Source organism: Agromyces sp. NPDC057679, assembly GCF_042799635.1.
Lineage (GTDB): Bacteria > Actinomycetota > Actinomycetes > Actinomycetales > Microbacteriaceae > Agromyces.
Map to the genome: position 1 here is coordinate 100,369 of NZ_JBHVIK010000001.1, position 15,072 is coordinate 115,440.

Consider the following 15,072-nt stretch of genomic DNA (forward strand, 5'->3'; position numbering starts at 1 on the left):
ATACTCTACCAGAGCGGATGCCTCGGGGCCGACCACGCGGTGAAACGCAGCCCTCGCCCAGGGCGCCTGCCGCAGGCGCCGGAATAGCGCACGCCACCGTGAGGTTCGCATGCATATGAATGCAATCGAGGTGGACGTCGCCGTCATCGGCGCCGGCCAGGCGGGACTCTCCGCGGCGTACCACCTGCAGCGCCGGGGCTTCACGCCCGTCACCCGCGATCCCGGCGCGGCCCAGACGTTCGTGGTGCTCGACGCGAACGCGGCGCCGGGCGGCGCCTGGCAGCACCGTTGGGAATCGCTCCGCATGGCGACCGTGAACGGCATCCACGAGCTGCCCGGGTTCCCGGTGCCGCCGGCTGACCCCTCGACGCCGAGCCGCGACGCCCTGCCGCCGTACTTCGCCGACTACGAGCGTCGCTTCGCGCTCGAGGTGCAGCGGCCGGTCCGCGTCCGCGCGGTGCGCCGTGCCGATGACGACCCCGATGGGCGCCTGCTCGTCGAGACCGACCGCGGCACGTGGGCGGCCCGCCACGTCATCAACGCCACCGGCACGTGGACCCGGCCGTTCCGCCCGTACCACCCCGGCTTGGAGAGGTTCCGCGGGCGCCAGCTGCACGTCGCCGACTACGTATCGGCCGATGAGCTCGCCGGTGAGCGGGTGATCATCGTCGGCGCGGGCATCTCTGCAGTGCAGCTGCTCGATGAGATCTCGCACGTCGCCGAGACCGTCTGGATGACCCGCCGCGAGCCCGAGTGGATCGAGGAGGAGTTCGACCTGGCGACCCGCAGCGCGGCGATCGCCGGCGTCGAGGCACGGGTGCGGCAAGGGCTCCCGCCCGGCAGCGTGATCTCCGTCACGGGGATGCACTGGACGCCGTGGGCGCGGGCCGCCCAGGCCCGGGGCGTGCTGGTGCGCCATCCGATGTTCGCCTCGATCGAGGAGCGCGGCGTGCGCATGCCCGACGGCTCGTTCATCGAGGCCGACGTGATCCTGTGGGCGACGGGGTTCCGACCGGCGCTCGACCACCTCGCGCCGCTGAAGCTGCGGACGCCGGAGGGCGGCTTCCGCGTGGCCGAGACGCGCTCGCTCGACGAGCCGCGGTTGTTCCTGATCGGCTACGGCCCGTCGCAGTCGACCGTGGGTGCGAACCGCGCCGGACGGGCCGCGGTGCAGCAGATCGTCGCCGAACGCACGGCGCGCGCGGCCGCCGCTCCTGCCGCGTAGCACGCTGCGGTGGCTCGCCGCCCACGGGGCATCCGTCGAAGCGTGATCGGCACCCTTGTGGCCTCCCGGGCGTCGGCGTAGCGTGCCGAATGTCCAGGCCGGATGGCCCGAGGAAGAGGGACATGATGATGATCACGAAGAAGCGCGCGCGAACCGCCGCGCTGACGCTCGCTGCCGTCGCCGCACTCACCTTCGCCGGCGCCGGCGCCGCCCAAGCCGCTCCGGCTGTTCCGCTCAACGGCGGGCAGGAGGCGCCGACGCCGAACAATTTCGGCGCGCACGGCTCGTTCAGCTACGAGATCGACGACGACCTCAACCAGTTCTGCTACACCCTCGTCGTGAAGGGACTGTCCGCACCGGCGACGGCCGCCCACGTGCACGTCGCCCCGCGCAACACCCCTGGTCCGGTCGTCATCCCGCTCGGCGTTCCGAGTGCGACCGACTTCTCGGTCAGTGGCTGCACGACCGTCGCCGATGAGGCCCTGCTCGATGCGATCGCCGCGAACCCGAGCGCCTACTACGTCAACGTGCACAACGCGAACAACATGCCTGGAGAGATCCGCGGACAACTGAAGTAGCGCCGGTCGCGAGACGGCAGCCCGCCGTTCGGCGGTCGGAGTCACGAGTGACCCGGGAGGTCGCGACGATGAGCGCCGAACCACGAACCGTCGACCGCACCGGATATCCGCCACCCGCGCTCACGGTCGCGGTGCTCGCGGTCATCGCCGTTGCACTCGCCGTGCTGGCGGCGCTGGCGCTCGGCGACACCGCCGCGCGCGCATCCGCTTCGTACACGCCGCTCGAGGCGACCGTCGTCGACGAGCGCATCGAGGAGCAGACGTTCGCCGTCCGCACCGGGAGTCGGACCGCGACGTTCCGCGTCGTGAGCGTGGAACTGCCCGACGGAGCCCGCGCCGATGTCCGAAGCGACGACCTCGCAGTCGGCGCCTCCGCGACGGTCTATCTCAGCGCAACGGGCGCGGTGTTCGAGCATCCACCCGAGCCGCCGGGCGCGTTCGAGTGGACCCTGTGCGCGGCGGCCGTGGCAGCCGCCGTCGTGCTCGCCGGCCTGGCGGTGCGGAGCGCGCTGCGGCTGCGGTCGCGGCCGCGCCGCCCGTCGTGATCGAGGCTGCGGTCCACGACCGACGGCATCCGCGATCAGGCGCTTCGCAGCGACTCGACCGGATCGGCGGCGATCTCGATCGACCGCAGCACGGCCACGAGCTCGTCGGTGCCCGCATCGCCGGCCCCCGCCTCCGATCGCACGTCGTCGCGCAAGGTCGGGTGATGGGCCGGCTGAACATCACCCCTCACTCGAACTCCCCCTCGAGCAGCGAGAGCGCCGCGTCGACCGCCTCGGCCGGCGTGCCCGTGCCGCTCCGCGCCCACCAGCGCATCGCGCTGAAGCCGGTCGTCACGTAGAGGTCGGCGAGGAGGTGCGCCCGGAGCGACCCCGGTTCGCCGAGGTGGGGCTCGAGCAGCTCGTGCACGGCGCCGAACTTCGCGAGCCCGTGCGCGAGCACCGCGGGGTGCGCGTCGATGATGCGCAGCCGCTGCCGGGTCACGCCCAGGAGTTCGGGCGGGAACTCGGCCATGGCGACATACGCGCGGTGCAGCTCGGCGATCGGCGTCGGGGTCGCGGCCGAGGCCGAGGCCGAGGAGCCCGCGCGGCTCCGGGCCGCGACGAGCGAGGCCTCGAACCGCGCGGTGGCCTCCTCGAATCCGCCCCAGACGAGGTCGGGCTTCGACGGGTAGTAGCGGAACAACGTGCGGCGGCTCACCCCGGCGGCCTCGGCGACCTCGGCCATCGTCACCTCGTCGAAGCCGCGCTCGTCGAAGAGCGCGAGCGCGATCGCCGCGAGCTGGTCGGGGTCGACCTCGACCGGCCGCCCGCGCGGCGCGCGGGCGGCGCCGGGCGCGGCCGGGGCATCCGTGGTCATGCTGCCATTCTCATGGGAACATTTTATGGCACCGAGTGTTATAACTGGTGCAACGGTCGAAAACCGGCCGGCGAAACACCGCGACGCCGCGTACGCCACGACGCCGCACTCATCCCCCTGAGGAGCAGCAATGAACACCGTCATCACCCCCGGACGCTTCGACGGCAAGACCGCGATCGTGACCGGCGCCGGCTCGGGCATCGGCCTCGCGACCACCGTGCGGCTCGCCGCCGAGGGCGCGCGCGTCATCGCCGCCGACGTCTCGAAGGAGCGGCTCGACGCCCTCGTCGCCGAGCACCCCGAGCTCGACATCGTGGCGGTCGCGGGCGACATCACCGTCGAGGAGAACGTGCAGGCGCTCGTCGCCGCCGCGGGCGAGAAGGTCGACGTGCTCGCGAACGTCGCCGGCATCATGGACGCGTTCCTGCCGGCCGCCGAGGTCGACGACGCCACCTGGGAGCGGGTCATGAACGTCAACGTCACCGCCGTCATGCGCCTCACGCGCGCCGTGCTGCCGAAGATGCTCGAGCAGGGCTCGGGCTCGATCGTCAACGTCACGAGCGAGGCGGGCCTCCGCGGCGCCTCGGCCGGTGCGGCCTACACGACCTCGAAGCACGCCGTCGTCGGCTTCACGAAGAACACCTCGGTCATGTACTCGGGCTCGGGCATCCGCGTGAACGCCGTCGCCCCCGGCGGCGTGAAGACGAACATCGAGGCGCCCTTCAAGTCGGAGCACGCAGGCAAGGTGCTCGGCCCGGTGCTCGGCGCCCTCGCGCTCGTGCCCGCCGAGCCCGAGCAGCTCGCCGCGGCCATCACCTGGCTGCTCTCCGACGACTCGGCGAACGTCTCGGGCGTCGTGCTCGCCTCGGACGGCGGGTGGTCGGCGATCTGACCGTCGCCGTCACGACGGCGACCTGAACGTCGCCGCCTCAGAACGGATGCCCCGTGCGAGTTCCCCGCGCACGGGGCATCCGTTGTCTCATCGCCCGTCGCCCGCGAGACTGGAGCCATGGTCTTCGTCATCAAGCGCGTATACGAGCCCGCCGAGCCGGGCGACGGGTTCCGGGTGCTCGTCGACCGCTTGTGGCCGCGGGGCGTGAGCAAGGAGCGCGCCGAGCTCGACCTGTGGGACAAGGACGTCGCCCCGTCCCCCGAGCTGCGCACCGAGTGGCATCATGCCGCCGACCGGCTCGGCGACTTCGAACACTTCGCCGAGCGCTACCGCGCCGAGCTCGACGAGAGCCCGGCCGCCGAGGCGCTCCTCGCGCTGGGGCGGGAGCACGAGCACGTGACGCTCCTCTACGGCGCCCGCGACGAGCACACCAACCACGCCGCCGTGCTGCTCGCGTGGCTCGGCGAGCACGGGGCATCCGTCGCGACCGACTGACCCGGTCGAGGTCGGGCGGGATGTCACGGCGCCCCCGCCGCCCGTTCGCCTCGTAGGCTGACGGGGCGGCGAGGTGCCGCGACCCGAGCAGCGAGAGGCCGCCGTGAACCCTGACGACGACCGCACGACCGAGGCGCCCGGCGAGCCCGCGTCGGCATCCGCCTTCGTCTCGCCGTACGGGCCCGCCGCTCCCGAGCCGCTCGACGAACCGGTGGCCGCACCGAACGGCATCCCGCCGCTGCACGAAGCGGCCGCCCCGGTCGCTCCGGCGCACGCCGCTGCGCCGCCGCACCGCCGCCGCTCCCGCCCCGGGCTCCTCGCCGCCGGCATCCTCGCCGTCGCGGGCACCGTCGTCATCGGCGGGATGGCGTGGGCCGCCGCGACGCAACCCCGCGAGCCGAGCTACGACGACCCGCTCGACGAGCACGCGGTCGACTCGGCATCGCCGATCGAGCTCGGCGAGGAGCGTTCGGGCCACGGCGACGCGGTCCTCGCGATCGAGCTCCCCGAGCCCGAGCAGCGTTGGATCGCAACCCTCGCCCACGACGGCGACGCCCTCGAGCTCGACGCCTTCTCGACGGACGGCGACTACCTCTCGTCCGTCGCCTACACCTGGTCGGCGACGGGCCGCGACTACGAGGGCGTGCTGCTCGGACCCGAATGGCTGGCCGGGACGAAGCTGCTCCTCGGCATCGAGACCGACGGCGACTGGACGTTGCAGATCGAGCCGCTCGAGGCCGCGCCCGAGCTCACCGGCACCGTGCACGGCGACTTCGACGCGGTCTACCGCTGGAGCGGCCCGGCCGCGACCGCGCGGATCGACGTCGACGGCACGTACCCGCCGACGATCACGGCCGACTGCGAGACGAACGGGCGCTCGGAATGGGACACCGAGCGCGACGCCTTCGACCTGCCCGACCGCGAGTGCGTGGTCACCGTCGAGTACGCCGACGGCGACCGGTGGACCATGTCGGTCGACCCCGCACCGTCGGTCGACCCCGCACCGTCGGTCGAGTAGCGAAGCGCATCGAGACCCTACGGCTGCGGCGCGAAGGGGAAGATCGCGGGCCACCCCGTGTGCGCGTACACGATGACGGCGAACACGACCGCGTCGAAGAGCATGTGCACGGTGAAGACGTAGCCGAGCGACTTCGTGAGCTTGAAGGTGTAGCCCTGGATGAGCGCGAACGGGATCGTCAGCAGCGGACCCCACGACTGGTAGCCGAGCTCCCAGAGGAACGACACGAACACGATCGACTGCAGGAGGTTCGCCTGCCAGCTCGGGAAGTGCCGGCGCAGCAGCACGAACACCGTGCAGATGAAGAACAGCTCGTCCCAGGTGCCGACGGCGGCGACGCCGACGAACAGGCGCGCGATCGTGTCTGGCTCGGTGACCGTCGGCCAGTTCAGGTAGGCGCCCGAGCTGATGAAGTAGAAGGGCAGGATGAGCCAGCCCGCGAGCGTCACGAAGATCAGGTAGAGCCACTGCGTGCGGTTCCACCGCCGGCCTGTGCGCCACGGGAAGCGGATCGTGCGCTCGCGGTACAGGAACCGCGAGATGAGGAAGGGCACCAGCACGGCGAGCCCCAGCACGACCGCGAAGCGCAGCATGCCGGCGTCGCTGAGGTCGGCCCTCAGCGAGACCGTCGAGATGATGACCTGCCCCACGGCGATGAGCGCGAGGTCGGCGAGGAGGCGCTCGGTGCGCCCCGATCGGTCGCAGAGCCAGGCCGCGACGAGCCCCGCCGCGAGCATCGAGTAGCCGACGACCGGCACCATGAATCCGAAGAGGGCCACCGCGGCCCCGCAGACGAGGAGCGCCGGCAGGAGCGCGATCGGGTGCGTCATCGGCGTCGACGGTTCGAGGGATGCCTCGGCGCCCGCGCCGGGCGCGTGACCGTCGTCCATTCGCGGCACCGGCATTCGGGGCCTACTCGTCGTCGCCGAGTTCGCCGAGGCGGGCGGCCCGCACCCAGCGCGCGAGGAACAGCGCGCCGGCCTCGTCGTGGATCAGCTCACCCGCGGTGAGCACCGGGTACCCGGTCGCCGGGATGCCCTCGGCCGGCCGCACGTCGACGTGGCGCACCCGCTCGCCGCGCTCGTGCAGCCAGTCGGCCATGCGGTAGTCGCCGCGCGAGTCGCCCATCGTGCGCCAGTGCTGCGGGCGGATGCCCCGTGCCTCGAGCAGTTCGACGGCCCGCGCCGCGCCGAGGTCCTTGCCGAGCCTGACCGACTCGACGTCGGTCGAGATGATCGTCGGATCGATGCGCCAGTGCACGCGCCCCGTGTCATCGGGCCGCTCATCGCCCTCGCGCACGGTGCCGAACCCCCGCGCGGTGAGCGATTCGTGCGCGTGGGCGTCGAATCGAGGCTGCGCCTCGAGGTACGCGTCGGATGCCACGTGCACGTGCTGCTCGACGGAGACCATGGCCCGCTTCGTGTCGTCGAAGAACGCGAACTCGTCGAAGTGCGACTCGACGTAGGCGCGCATGTCGGCGGCGAAGTCGGCGGGCATCGCGAGGTCGAGGTCGACGAACACCTCGCCGAGTCCGCCAACGCCGATCTCGGCCCAGACCGCCCCCTTCTCGCAGATCGCCCAGACCGGCGCGCCGGGCTCGAGCGCCGCCGCGAGGAGCGGCGGCACGACCTCGGCGGCGATGAACGCGTCGGAGCGGCCCGTGTTGAAGATCACCGGGTTGCCGGCGTTCGCGAGCATCGCGAGATCGCGGGCGATCGACGGGATCGCGATCGACCGGGTGACCGGGCTCGCGATGGGTCCGTCGACGTCGAGCAGGAGCGCGAGGAAGGGAACGGCGGTCACGCGAACAGCCTATCCGGGCGGACCGGGCGCGCTCCCGGTCCTCCGGGCGCGCGAGCAGGACCTCGACGTTGTCGGCGGCGGATGCCACCATGAGGCATGCGACAGATCGTCCCTCCCTACCTGCTCGATCGCATCGCCGACGCGGGCGCCGATCGCTTCCCGCTCGCCGCCGACGCGGCCCGGCGCTCGCTGCTGCACGACGCGCCCCGTCGAGCGCTCCGCGGCGCACCGCCGGTCATGCCGCCGCTGCACGACGAGGACGACCTGCCCGCGGTGCTGCCCGACGCCCCGTCGATGCCCGACCGCCGCATCTCCGACGCCGGGGGCCGCGAGACGCTGCCGGGGCGCCTCGTGCGCCGCGAGGGCGAGCCCGCGACCGGCGACGCCTCGGTCGACGACGCGTACGACGGCCTCGGCGACACCCACCGGCTCTTCGACCGGGTCTTCGGCCGCGACTCGATCGACGGCTCCGGCATGCCGCTCGAGGCGACCGTGCACTTCGGCCGCCACTACGACAACGCCTTCTGGGACGGCGAGCGCATGGTCTTCGGCGACGGCGACGGCGAGGTGTTCCGCGGCTTCACCGACTCGCTGAGCGTCATCGGCCACGAACTCGCCCACGGCGTCACCGAGCACACCGCCGGGCTGCGCTACCAGGGGCAGTCCGGCGCGCTCAACGAGCACGTCTCCGACGCGTTCGGCGCGCTCGTCGAGCAGTACGCGCTCGGCCAGGACGCGGGCGCCGCCACCTGGCTCATCGGCGAGGGCATCTTCACCGAGGAGGTCGAGGGGCGGGCGCTTCGCTCCATGCTCGAGCCCGGCACGGCCTACGACGACGACGTGCTCGGCCGCGACCCGCAGCCCGCGCACATGCGCGACTACATCGACACCGACGACGACAACGGCGGCGTGCACCTGAACTCCGGCATCCCGAACCGGGCCTTCGCCCTCGCCGCCCGCGAGCTCGACGGCTTCGCCTGGGAGCACGTGGGGCGCATCTGGTACGACACGCTCACCTCGGGGCGGCTCGGCCGCGACGCCACCTTCGCCGAGTTCGCGGCCGAGACCGTGCGGAGCGCCGAGTCTCGGTTCGGCGTCGGTTCGCGCGAGGCCCGCGCCGTGCTGCACGGGTGGCAGAGCGTCGGCGTGCTCGACGCACAGGCGGAGGGCGGCGCAGCGGAGTAGCATCCAGCACGATGGATGTCATCGTGCAGCGCAGCGGCGGCCTCGCCGGCACGCGCCTCACCTGGGAGGTGCGGGTCGACGAGCAACCCGACCCCGACGAGTGGTACATCCTCATCGACGAGATCCCCTGGGACGAGCCCATGCCGGTGCCGCCCGAGCCCGACCGGTTCGTCTACCGGATCCGCTGCGAACCGAACGAGGCGACCCTCGCGGAGCGGCAGCTCACCGGGCCGTGGCGTCAGCTCGTCGATCGAGTGCAGGAGACGACGGATCCGAAGCGGAGCGATCCGTACGGAGCCTCGCGACGACCCCCCACGCGATGAGGCCCTGCGCGGCGAGGTAGGTCGACATCACCACGAAGTCGTGCGCGGCGAACTCGTACCCCGGCAGGAACCGGCCGAGCGCGAGCACCGAGTCGGAGACGACGAAGAACGCACCGCCGAGGGTGACCCATCCGCCCTGCATCGACGCGGTCGTCGCCATCAGGCCGATCGCGACCGCGTAGAGCACGATCGGCACCGCAAGCATGCCGGCGTGCGGCAGCAGCACGACGAGCATGACGACCACCCACGCCCAGTAGACGGTCGACCAGGCCGGCGGACGGCGGCGCGCCCGCGGCAGCCGCAGGAACAGCACGATGTAGACGACGTGCGCGAGGAGGAACGACGCCAGCCCGGCCGCGAACCACCCGTCGCCGGGGAAGGTGAGGAGGACGTCGCCGCCCCACGAGAAGGCGATGCCGCCGAGGAGGAGGAGCGGGGCCGCAGCGCGCAACCGGGGCACGAGGATGAGGACCGCGAGGGCGAGGAGCGGCATCAGCAGCGACTTCGTCGCCGTCACGCTCCAGGCCGGGCCGACGTACTGCAGCACGAGGTGGAGCGCGGAGACCAGGAGGTAGGGGGCGAAGGCGGGCAGCACCCCCGAATCGTAGCCCACGCACGACGGAGGCCGGCAGGCTCGCGCCCACCGGCCTCCGGTGAATCGGGGTGGGTCAGCTGACGCCGAGCAGGTCGATCACGAAGATCAGGGTCTTGCCCGAGAGCTGGTGCCCGCCGCCCGCGGGGCCGTAGGCCTTGTGCGGGGGGACGGTGAGCTTGCGACGGCCGCCGACCTTCATGCCGGGGATGCCCTCCTGCCAACCGGAGATGAGCGCCGCGAGCGGGAAGTTGATGGACTGGCCGCGACCCCACGAGGAGTCGAACTCCTCGCCGCTGTCGTACTCGACGCCGAGGTAGTGCACGTCGACCGTCGAGCCGGCGGTCGCCTCGGCGCCGTCGCCCACGACGATGTCCTCGATGATGAGGTCTGCGGGAGCCGGGCCCTCGGGGGCGTCGATCTCGGGCTTGCTGTTCGTATCGGTCATGCGTCAAGCCAAACAGGTTCGCGGCGCCCTCGCAATCGCGGACAACCGTCCACCCCCCTCTTGCGCTGACTGCGAACACGTTGCACTCTGGAATCCGAGAACTCGTCGCCCCGTAGAGATGTCGGCAGTGCCACACCACAGGGCGGCGAGTTTCTTCGTGCCGGCGCCGACCGGCCGCGATCAGCGCAGCAGCGCCTGCCGTCCGGCCACGATCGAGGCCAGCAGCGCCTGCTCGTCGGCCGCCGCGACCGCTCCGCCCTGCCCCGTCGCGATGCGCTGGCGGGCGAAGGCGAGGTGCGTGGCATCCGCGATGAGCCGCTTCATCGTCGTGGTGCGCGGCGGCGTCTGCGCACGCGCCCACGCCTTCGCCTGCCGACGACCCGCCGGGGTCGCGAGGAGCTCGACCTCGGCGTGGCTGAACCAGCCGACGCCCGCGTACTCGGCCAGTCGACGACGGGTGACCCGCACCTCCTGACGGCGGAGGTACAGGGTGAGGAGGACGGCCGCGACGAAGATCGGCACCTGCACGGTGACGTAGAGCCCGATCGCGTCGTCGCCGAACGCGAGCGAGCCGTTCCAGAGGGCGTGCAGGGCGATCGCACCCGCCAGCCCGAGGAAGAACCAGCCGATGACCCCCGCTCCCCCGCCGCGCCGAGCGCCGATGCCGATGCAGAGGCCGGCGCACGCGGTGAACAGCACGTGCGCGAAGGGCGAGAAGATGCCGCGCACCACGAAGGTCGCGCCGAGGCTCTCGGCGCCGCCCTCGATGAGGGCCGATCCGAAGTAGATGATGTTCTCGGTGAAGGCGAAGCCGGCCGCGACCACCGCCGCGTACACGAGGCCGTCGAGCGGGCCGTCGAACTGCCAGCGGGCGAAGGCGAAGACGAGCAGCACGCCGAGGCCCTTCGCGAGCTCCTCGACGATGGGGGCCTGCACGACGGTGCGCACGACCTCGTCGGCCGCGCCGCCCGGTTGCGCGTAGGCCACCGCGAGCTCGACGCCGAGGTCGACGATGAGCGCGATCGCGACGGAGACCGCGGCGCCCCAGAGGAAGGCGAACCAGAGCGCACCGCGCGGCTCGGGCTCCCAGCGGTCGACCCACCGCACCGCGAGCAGGACACCGGCGAGCGGCACGAGGGCGAGCAGCGAGCCGATCGCGAGCACCGAGGCGCCGAGCGCGAGCGCGAGGTACGCGACCACGAGGAGGCCGACGAGCCCGCCGATCACGATGCCGATGATCGCGAACACGCTGCCGCTGCCGCTGCGGCCCCGCACCGGCTCGGCCCACGCGGGCGCCGCGGCGACGGGCTGCGGCGCGACGGGGTACGGGGACGGCCCAGGGGCGAGGTGGCTCACGCGTGCAGCCTAGCGAGCGGTCGGCGCGGATGCCTCGAACATGACCCCCGGGTTCAGGATGCCCGTCGGGTCGAAGACCGCCTTGACGCCGCGCTGCAGCTCGAAGACGTCGTCGCCGAGCTCCTCGGCGAGCCAACGCCGCTTGAGCACCCCGACGCCGTGCTCGCCCGTGAGCGTGCCCCCGAGGGCGACCGCTGCGCGGAACATCTCGTCGGCGGCCTGCCAGATGTGCGCGGGCACCTCGTCGCCCGTGAACACGAAGTTCGGGTGCAGGTTGCCGTCGCCCGCGTGGGCGATCGTCGGGATCTCGACGCCGTGCCGGGCCGCGATCTCGTCGATGGCGCGGAACATCTCGGGCAGCTTCGAGCGCGGCACCGCCACGTCCTCGATGAGCACCTGCCCGCTCGCGGCGAGCGCCGGGTGCATCGCCCGCCGGAGGTCGAGGAGGCGCTCGCCGGTCGCCGCATCGGTCGAGAGGGTGACCCGGCCCCCGGCCTCGGCGAAGAGCTCGGCGACGCGCGCAGCCTCGGCGGCGGCGCCGGCGTCGTCGGTCTGCGCGATGAGGAACGTCTCGCCGGGCAGCACCTGCTCGAGCGGCGTGCCGGCGAGCGCCTCGTCGCCGAGGAACGCGGCGACCCGGGCGACGACGCCGGCGTCCATGAGCTCGAGGATGGCGGGCCGGATACGGTCGGCGGTGACGGCGGCGCACGCGGCGGCGGCGGCGGTCACGTCGGCGAAGGCGGCCGCGACGGTGACGGTGGTGCCCGACGTGATCGGGCGCACGCGCACGGTCGCCTCGACGATGATGCCGAGCGTGCCCTCGGAGCCGGTGAAGAGCGCCGTGAGGTCGTAGCCGGTCACCCCCTTGACCGTGCGGTGGCCCAGGCGGATGAGCCGGCCGTCGGCGAGCACGACCGCGACGCCGAGCACGGCCTCGCGGGTCACGCCGTACTTCGCGCAGAGGAGGCCGCCGGCGTTCGTCGCGATGTTGCCGCCGACCGAGGCGATCGCCCGGCTGGCGGGGTCTGGCGCGAACCAGAGGCCGAGCGGCTCGAGCGCGTCGTTGAGGTCGCCGTTCACGACGCCGGGCTCGACGACCGCGAGCTCGTCGGCCTCGGAGATCTCGAGGATGCGGTCCATGCGCGAGAGGTCGAGCACGATCGCGCCCGGGCTCGCGATCGCCCCGCCCGCGAGGCCCGTGCCCGCGCCGCGGGGCACGACGGGGGTGCCGCTCGCGTGCGCGATCCGCATGACCTGCTGCACCTCGTCGACCGATGCGGCGTGCACCACCGCGAGCGGGGGCGTGGCGCTCCGCCACCCCGAGCGGTCTTCGCGGGTCGCCTCGAGGGTGTCGGGGTCGAGTGAGACGGATGCCCCGAGGGCTTCTTGCAGCTGGGCGACGACGTGCGACATCCCTCCACCCTAGCCACGCGGGCCGAGTCCGATTTCCGCCAGTCGATGTCGGCGGGGCGTGCGAGGCTGGGGTCATGCCCGCCGAAGCCCTCCGCACCGATCCGCTCGCCGACCCCGTCTTCGCCGAACGCTATCGGGCCATGCGGGCGCGCGACGCCCGGTTCGACGGCCAGTTCATCACGGGGGTCCATTCGACCGGCATCTACTGCCGCCCGAGCTGCCCCGCCGTCTCGCCGAAGGCGCAGAACGTGAGCTTCTACCTCACCGCCGCCGCCGCGCACGAGGCGGGCCTTCGCGCCTGCAAGCGATGCCTGCCCGACGCGGTGCCCGGCTCCCCCGAGTGGGACCTGCGCGACGACCTCGCCGCCCGTGCGATGCGGCTCATCGCCGACGGCGTCGTCGAGCGCGAGGGCGTGCCGGGCCTCGCGGCCCACCTCGGCTACACGACCCGGCACCTCACCCGCGTGCTCACCGCCGAGCTCGGCGCGGGTCCGCTCGCGCTCGCCAGGGCCCACCGCGCCCAGACCGCGCGCGCGCTGCTCACCTCGACGTCGATGCCCGCGGCCGACGTCGCGTTCGCCTCTGGCTTCGGCAGCATCCGCCAGTTCAACGACACCATCCGCGAGGTGTACGAGCGAAGCCCCCTCGAGCTCCGCGCCGCGGCGCGCCTCGGCGAGCGGCGCGAACGCGCCGGCGACGGGGTGGTGCGCCTGCGCCTTCCCGCCCGCGCCCCGTTCGACGCATCGGGCGTCTTCGGTTGGCTCGCGGCCCGCGCGGTCGACGGCGTCGAGTCGGCCGGCCCCGAGCACTACGCCCGCACGCTGCGTCTGCCGGCCGGTCCCGCCGTCGTCGCGTTCTCGCCGAGCAACGACGTCCGCTCCCCCGCGATCGAGGTCGAGGCCCGGCTCACGACCCTCGCCGACCTGCCGCCGCTCGTCGCCCGCGTGCGGCGGCTGTTCGACCTCGACGCCGACGCGGTCGCGATCGACGAGATGCTCGCCGCCGACCCTGCGCTCGCCGCCTCGGTCGCGGCGACCCCGGGCATCCGCGTGCCGGGCGCCCTCGACCCCCACGAACTGGTGTTCCGGGCGCTCATCGGCCAGCAGATCTCGGTGAAGGCGGCGCGCACCGCGCTCACCCGCCTCGCAGCCGACCTCGGCGAACCGCTGACGATCAGCGGCGAGCCTGGCGGCGATGCGCCGGCCGTCGGCGACGTGGCCGGCCGCGAGCGCCGCGCCGACCGGCTCGTGCGACTGTTCCCGACCGCCGCCGCGATCGCCGCCCGCGGCGGCGAGGTGCTTCGCGGCCCGGCCGCCCGCATCCGCACCATCGTCGACGTCGCCGAGCGTCTCGCCTCGGGCGAGCTCGTCGTCTCGGCCGATCGCGATCGCGGCGAACTGGCGCGCGAGCTCGTCCTCATCCCCGGCATCGGCCCGTGGACGGCCGGCTACGTCGCCATGCGGGTCACCCGCGCCCCCGACGTGCTGCTCACGAGCGATCTCGCGCTGCGAGCGGGCGCGGGGCGACTCGGCCTGCCCGCCACCGCGCCGGCACTCGACGAGCTCGGCGCACGGTGGGCGCCGTGGCGCAGCTACGCGTCGATGCACCTGTGGCGCGCCGCCGCCGCAGAGATCTGATGTCTCCGCCTCGGCGCGATACGATGCGGGCATGGCCGTCACCGACGAAGCGATCCTGCGCATCAAAGAGATGATCCTCTCGGGCGAACTGGCGCCGGGCGACCGGCTCCCGCCCGAGAAGGAGCTGAGCGAGCGGCTCGGCCTCTCGCGCTCCTCGCTGCGCGAGGCGGTGAAGGCGCTCGAGGTCATCCGAGTGCTCGACGTGCGACGCGGCGACGGCACCTACGTCACGAGTCTCGAGCCGAGACTGCTGCTCGAGGCGATGTCGTTCGTCGTCGACCTGCACGACGACCACTCGATCCTCGAGATCTTCGCCGTCCGCCGCATCCTCGAGCCGGCCGCCGCGTCGCTCGCGGCGCGCCACGCGGGCGAGGCCGAGCTCGAACGCCTCCGCGAGTCGGTCGCGGGCGTCGACCACGCCGCCGACGTCGAGAGCCTCGTCGACCACGACCTCGAATTCCACCGCGGCATCGCGGACGCCACCGGCAACGGGTACCTCGCGAGCCTCATCGACTCGCTCTCGAGCCACACGGTGCGTGCGCGCATCTGGCGCGGCATCACCCAGGAGAGTGCCGTCGAACGCACCCTCCAGGAGCATCACGCCATCCTCGACGCGATCGCCGCAGGCGACGCCGAGCTCGCGTCGGCGCTCACCGTCGTGCACGTCAGCGGCGTCGAGCAGTGGCTCCGTTCGGCGCTCTGAACCGCTGAGCGCACCCCGCCCGTGGTGCCGCCGGACGGGCAC

At 73.0% G+C, this 15,072-nt stretch carries 17 protein-coding genes; 10 read left to right on the top strand and 7 right to left on the bottom strand.

Features of this window, described 5'->3' with window-relative positions; all coding sequences use genetic code 11:
* Nucleotides 1–115: 115 nt before the first annotated feature.
* The 3 genes from ACFVAJ_RS00480 to ACFVAJ_RS00490 all read left to right on the top strand — a co-directional run bounded on the left by ACFVAJ_RS00480 (nt 116) and on the right by ACFVAJ_RS00490 (nt 2,348).
* On the top strand, nt 116–1,225 hold the full coding sequence (locus ACFVAJ_RS00480) for an NAD(P)-binding domain-containing protein (RefSeq protein ID WP_376942434.1): 1,110 nt from the start codon (nt 116–118) through the stop codon (nt 1,223–1,225).
* A gap of 122 nt (nt 1,226–1,347) precedes the next feature.
* Entirely contained in the window at nt 1,348–1,803 is a 456-nt protein-coding gene (locus tag ACFVAJ_RS00485; RefSeq protein ID WP_376940837.1) for a CHRD domain-containing protein, read from the top strand.
* Between the two features lie 47 nt (nt 1,804–1,850).
* Nucleotides 1,851–2,348 carry a hypothetical protein gene (locus ACFVAJ_RS00490; RefSeq protein ID WP_376940839.1) on the top strand — a complete coding sequence of 166 codons (498 nt, stop codon included), beginning with the start codon at nt 1,851–1,853 and terminating at the stop codon, nt 2,346–2,348.
* Nucleotides 2,349–2,535: 187 nt separating this feature from the next.
* On the opposite strand, the gene ACFVAJ_RS00495 is transcribed toward ACFVAJ_RS00490, so the two are convergent.
* On the bottom strand, nt 2,536–3,165 hold the full coding sequence (locus ACFVAJ_RS00495; protein ID WP_376940840.1) for a TetR family transcriptional regulator: 630 nt from the start codon (nt 3,163–3,165) through the stop codon (nt 2,536–2,538).
* A gap of 130 nt (nt 3,166–3,295) precedes the next feature.
* Here ACFVAJ_RS00495 and ACFVAJ_RS00500 point away from each other — a divergent pair, with 130 nt between their 5' ends.
* From ACFVAJ_RS00500 to ACFVAJ_RS00510, 3 genes are all read left to right on the top strand, one after another.
* A complete protein-coding gene (locus tag ACFVAJ_RS00500) occupies nt 3,296–4,057 on the top strand; it encodes an SDR family NAD(P)-dependent oxidoreductase (protein ID WP_376940841.1) in 762 nt (253 codons plus the stop codon).
* 117 nt (nt 4,058–4,174) lie between these two features.
* Nucleotides 4,175–4,552, top strand: coding sequence for a DUF488 domain-containing protein (locus tag ACFVAJ_RS00505; protein ID WP_376940842.1), 378 nt, complete (start codon nt 4,175–4,177; stop codon nt 4,550–4,552).
* A 103-nt stretch (nt 4,553–4,655) separates the two neighbouring features.
* Nucleotides 4,656–5,570: a hypothetical protein gene (locus ACFVAJ_RS00510; protein WP_376940843.1), complete on the top strand. Its 915-nt coding sequence runs from the start codon at nt 4,656–4,658 to the stop codon at nt 5,568–5,570.
* A gap of 17 nt (nt 5,571–5,587) precedes the next feature.
* Here ACFVAJ_RS00510 and ACFVAJ_RS00515 read toward each other — a convergent pair whose 3' ends face one another.
* Together ACFVAJ_RS00515 and ACFVAJ_RS00520 are read right to left on the bottom strand one after the other, a co-directional pair.
* A complete protein-coding gene (locus ACFVAJ_RS00515) occupies nt 5,588–6,400 on the bottom strand; it encodes a CPBP family intramembrane glutamic endopeptidase (protein ID WP_376942436.1) in 813 nt (270 codons plus the stop codon).
* 82 nt (nt 6,401–6,482) lie between these two features.
* Nucleotides 6,483–7,373 (bottom strand): hypothetical protein, encoded by an 891-nt coding sequence (locus ACFVAJ_RS00520; protein ID WP_376940844.1) that lies wholly within the window; start codon nt 7,371–7,373, stop codon nt 6,483–6,485.
* Nucleotides 7,374–7,469: 96 nt separating this feature from the next.
* On the opposite strand from ACFVAJ_RS00520, the gene ACFVAJ_RS00525 reads away from it, so the two are divergent.
* Both ACFVAJ_RS00525 and ACFVAJ_RS00530 read left to right on the top strand, forming a co-directional pair.
* On the top strand, nt 7,470–8,558 hold the full coding sequence (locus ACFVAJ_RS00525) for a M4 family metallopeptidase (RefSeq protein WP_376940846.1): 1,089 nt from the start codon (nt 7,470–7,472) through the stop codon (nt 8,556–8,558).
* Between the two features lie 11 nt (nt 8,559–8,569).
* Nucleotides 8,570–8,881 carry a protealysin inhibitor emfourin gene (locus ACFVAJ_RS00530; protein ID WP_376940847.1) on the top strand — a complete coding sequence of 104 codons (312 nt, stop codon included), beginning with the start codon at nt 8,570–8,572 and terminating at the stop codon, nt 8,879–8,881.
* Here the strand turns inward: ACFVAJ_RS00530 and ACFVAJ_RS00535 are convergent.
* The 4 genes from ACFVAJ_RS00535 to ACFVAJ_RS00550 form a co-directional block, all read right to left on the bottom strand.
* A complete protein-coding gene (locus tag ACFVAJ_RS00535) occupies nt 8,781–9,476 on the bottom strand; it encodes a lysoplasmalogenase (protein WP_376940848.1) in 696 nt (231 codons plus the stop codon). The two genes, ACFVAJ_RS00530 and ACFVAJ_RS00535, sit on opposite strands and share 101 nt — an antisense overlap.
* Nucleotides 9,477–9,549: 73 nt before the next feature.
* Nucleotides 9,550–9,921 carry an FKBP-type peptidyl-prolyl cis-trans isomerase gene (locus ACFVAJ_RS00540; protein ID WP_157422654.1) on the bottom strand — a complete coding sequence of 124 codons (372 nt, stop codon included), beginning with the start codon at nt 9,919–9,921 and terminating at the stop codon, nt 9,550–9,552.
* A gap of 180 nt (nt 9,922–10,101) precedes the next feature.
* Nucleotides 10,102–11,277 (bottom strand): PrsW family intramembrane metalloprotease, encoded by a 1,176-nt coding sequence (locus tag ACFVAJ_RS00545; protein WP_376940849.1) that lies wholly within the window; start codon nt 11,275–11,277, stop codon nt 10,102–10,104.
* Nucleotides 11,278–11,286: 9 nt separating this feature from the next.
* Nucleotides 11,287–12,690, bottom strand: coding sequence for an FAD-binding oxidoreductase (locus tag ACFVAJ_RS00550; protein WP_376940850.1), 1,404 nt, complete (start codon nt 12,688–12,690; stop codon nt 11,287–11,289).
* Nucleotides 12,691–12,764: 74 nt separating this feature from the next.
* Between ACFVAJ_RS00550 and ACFVAJ_RS00555 the strand changes: the two genes are divergently transcribed.
* Together ACFVAJ_RS00555 and ACFVAJ_RS00560 are read left to right on the top strand one after the other, a co-directional pair.
* Complete coding sequence (locus ACFVAJ_RS00555) at nt 12,765–14,327, top strand: DNA-3-methyladenine glycosylase 2 family protein (protein WP_376940851.1); 1,563 nt, start codon at nt 12,765–12,767, stop codon at nt 14,325–14,327.
* Nucleotides 14,328–14,358: 31 nt separating this feature from the next.
* On the top strand, nt 14,359–15,030 hold the full coding sequence (locus ACFVAJ_RS00560) for a FadR/GntR family transcriptional regulator (RefSeq protein ID WP_376940852.1): 672 nt from the start codon (nt 14,359–14,361) through the stop codon (nt 15,028–15,030).
* Nucleotides 15,031–15,072 lie beyond the last annotated feature (42 nt).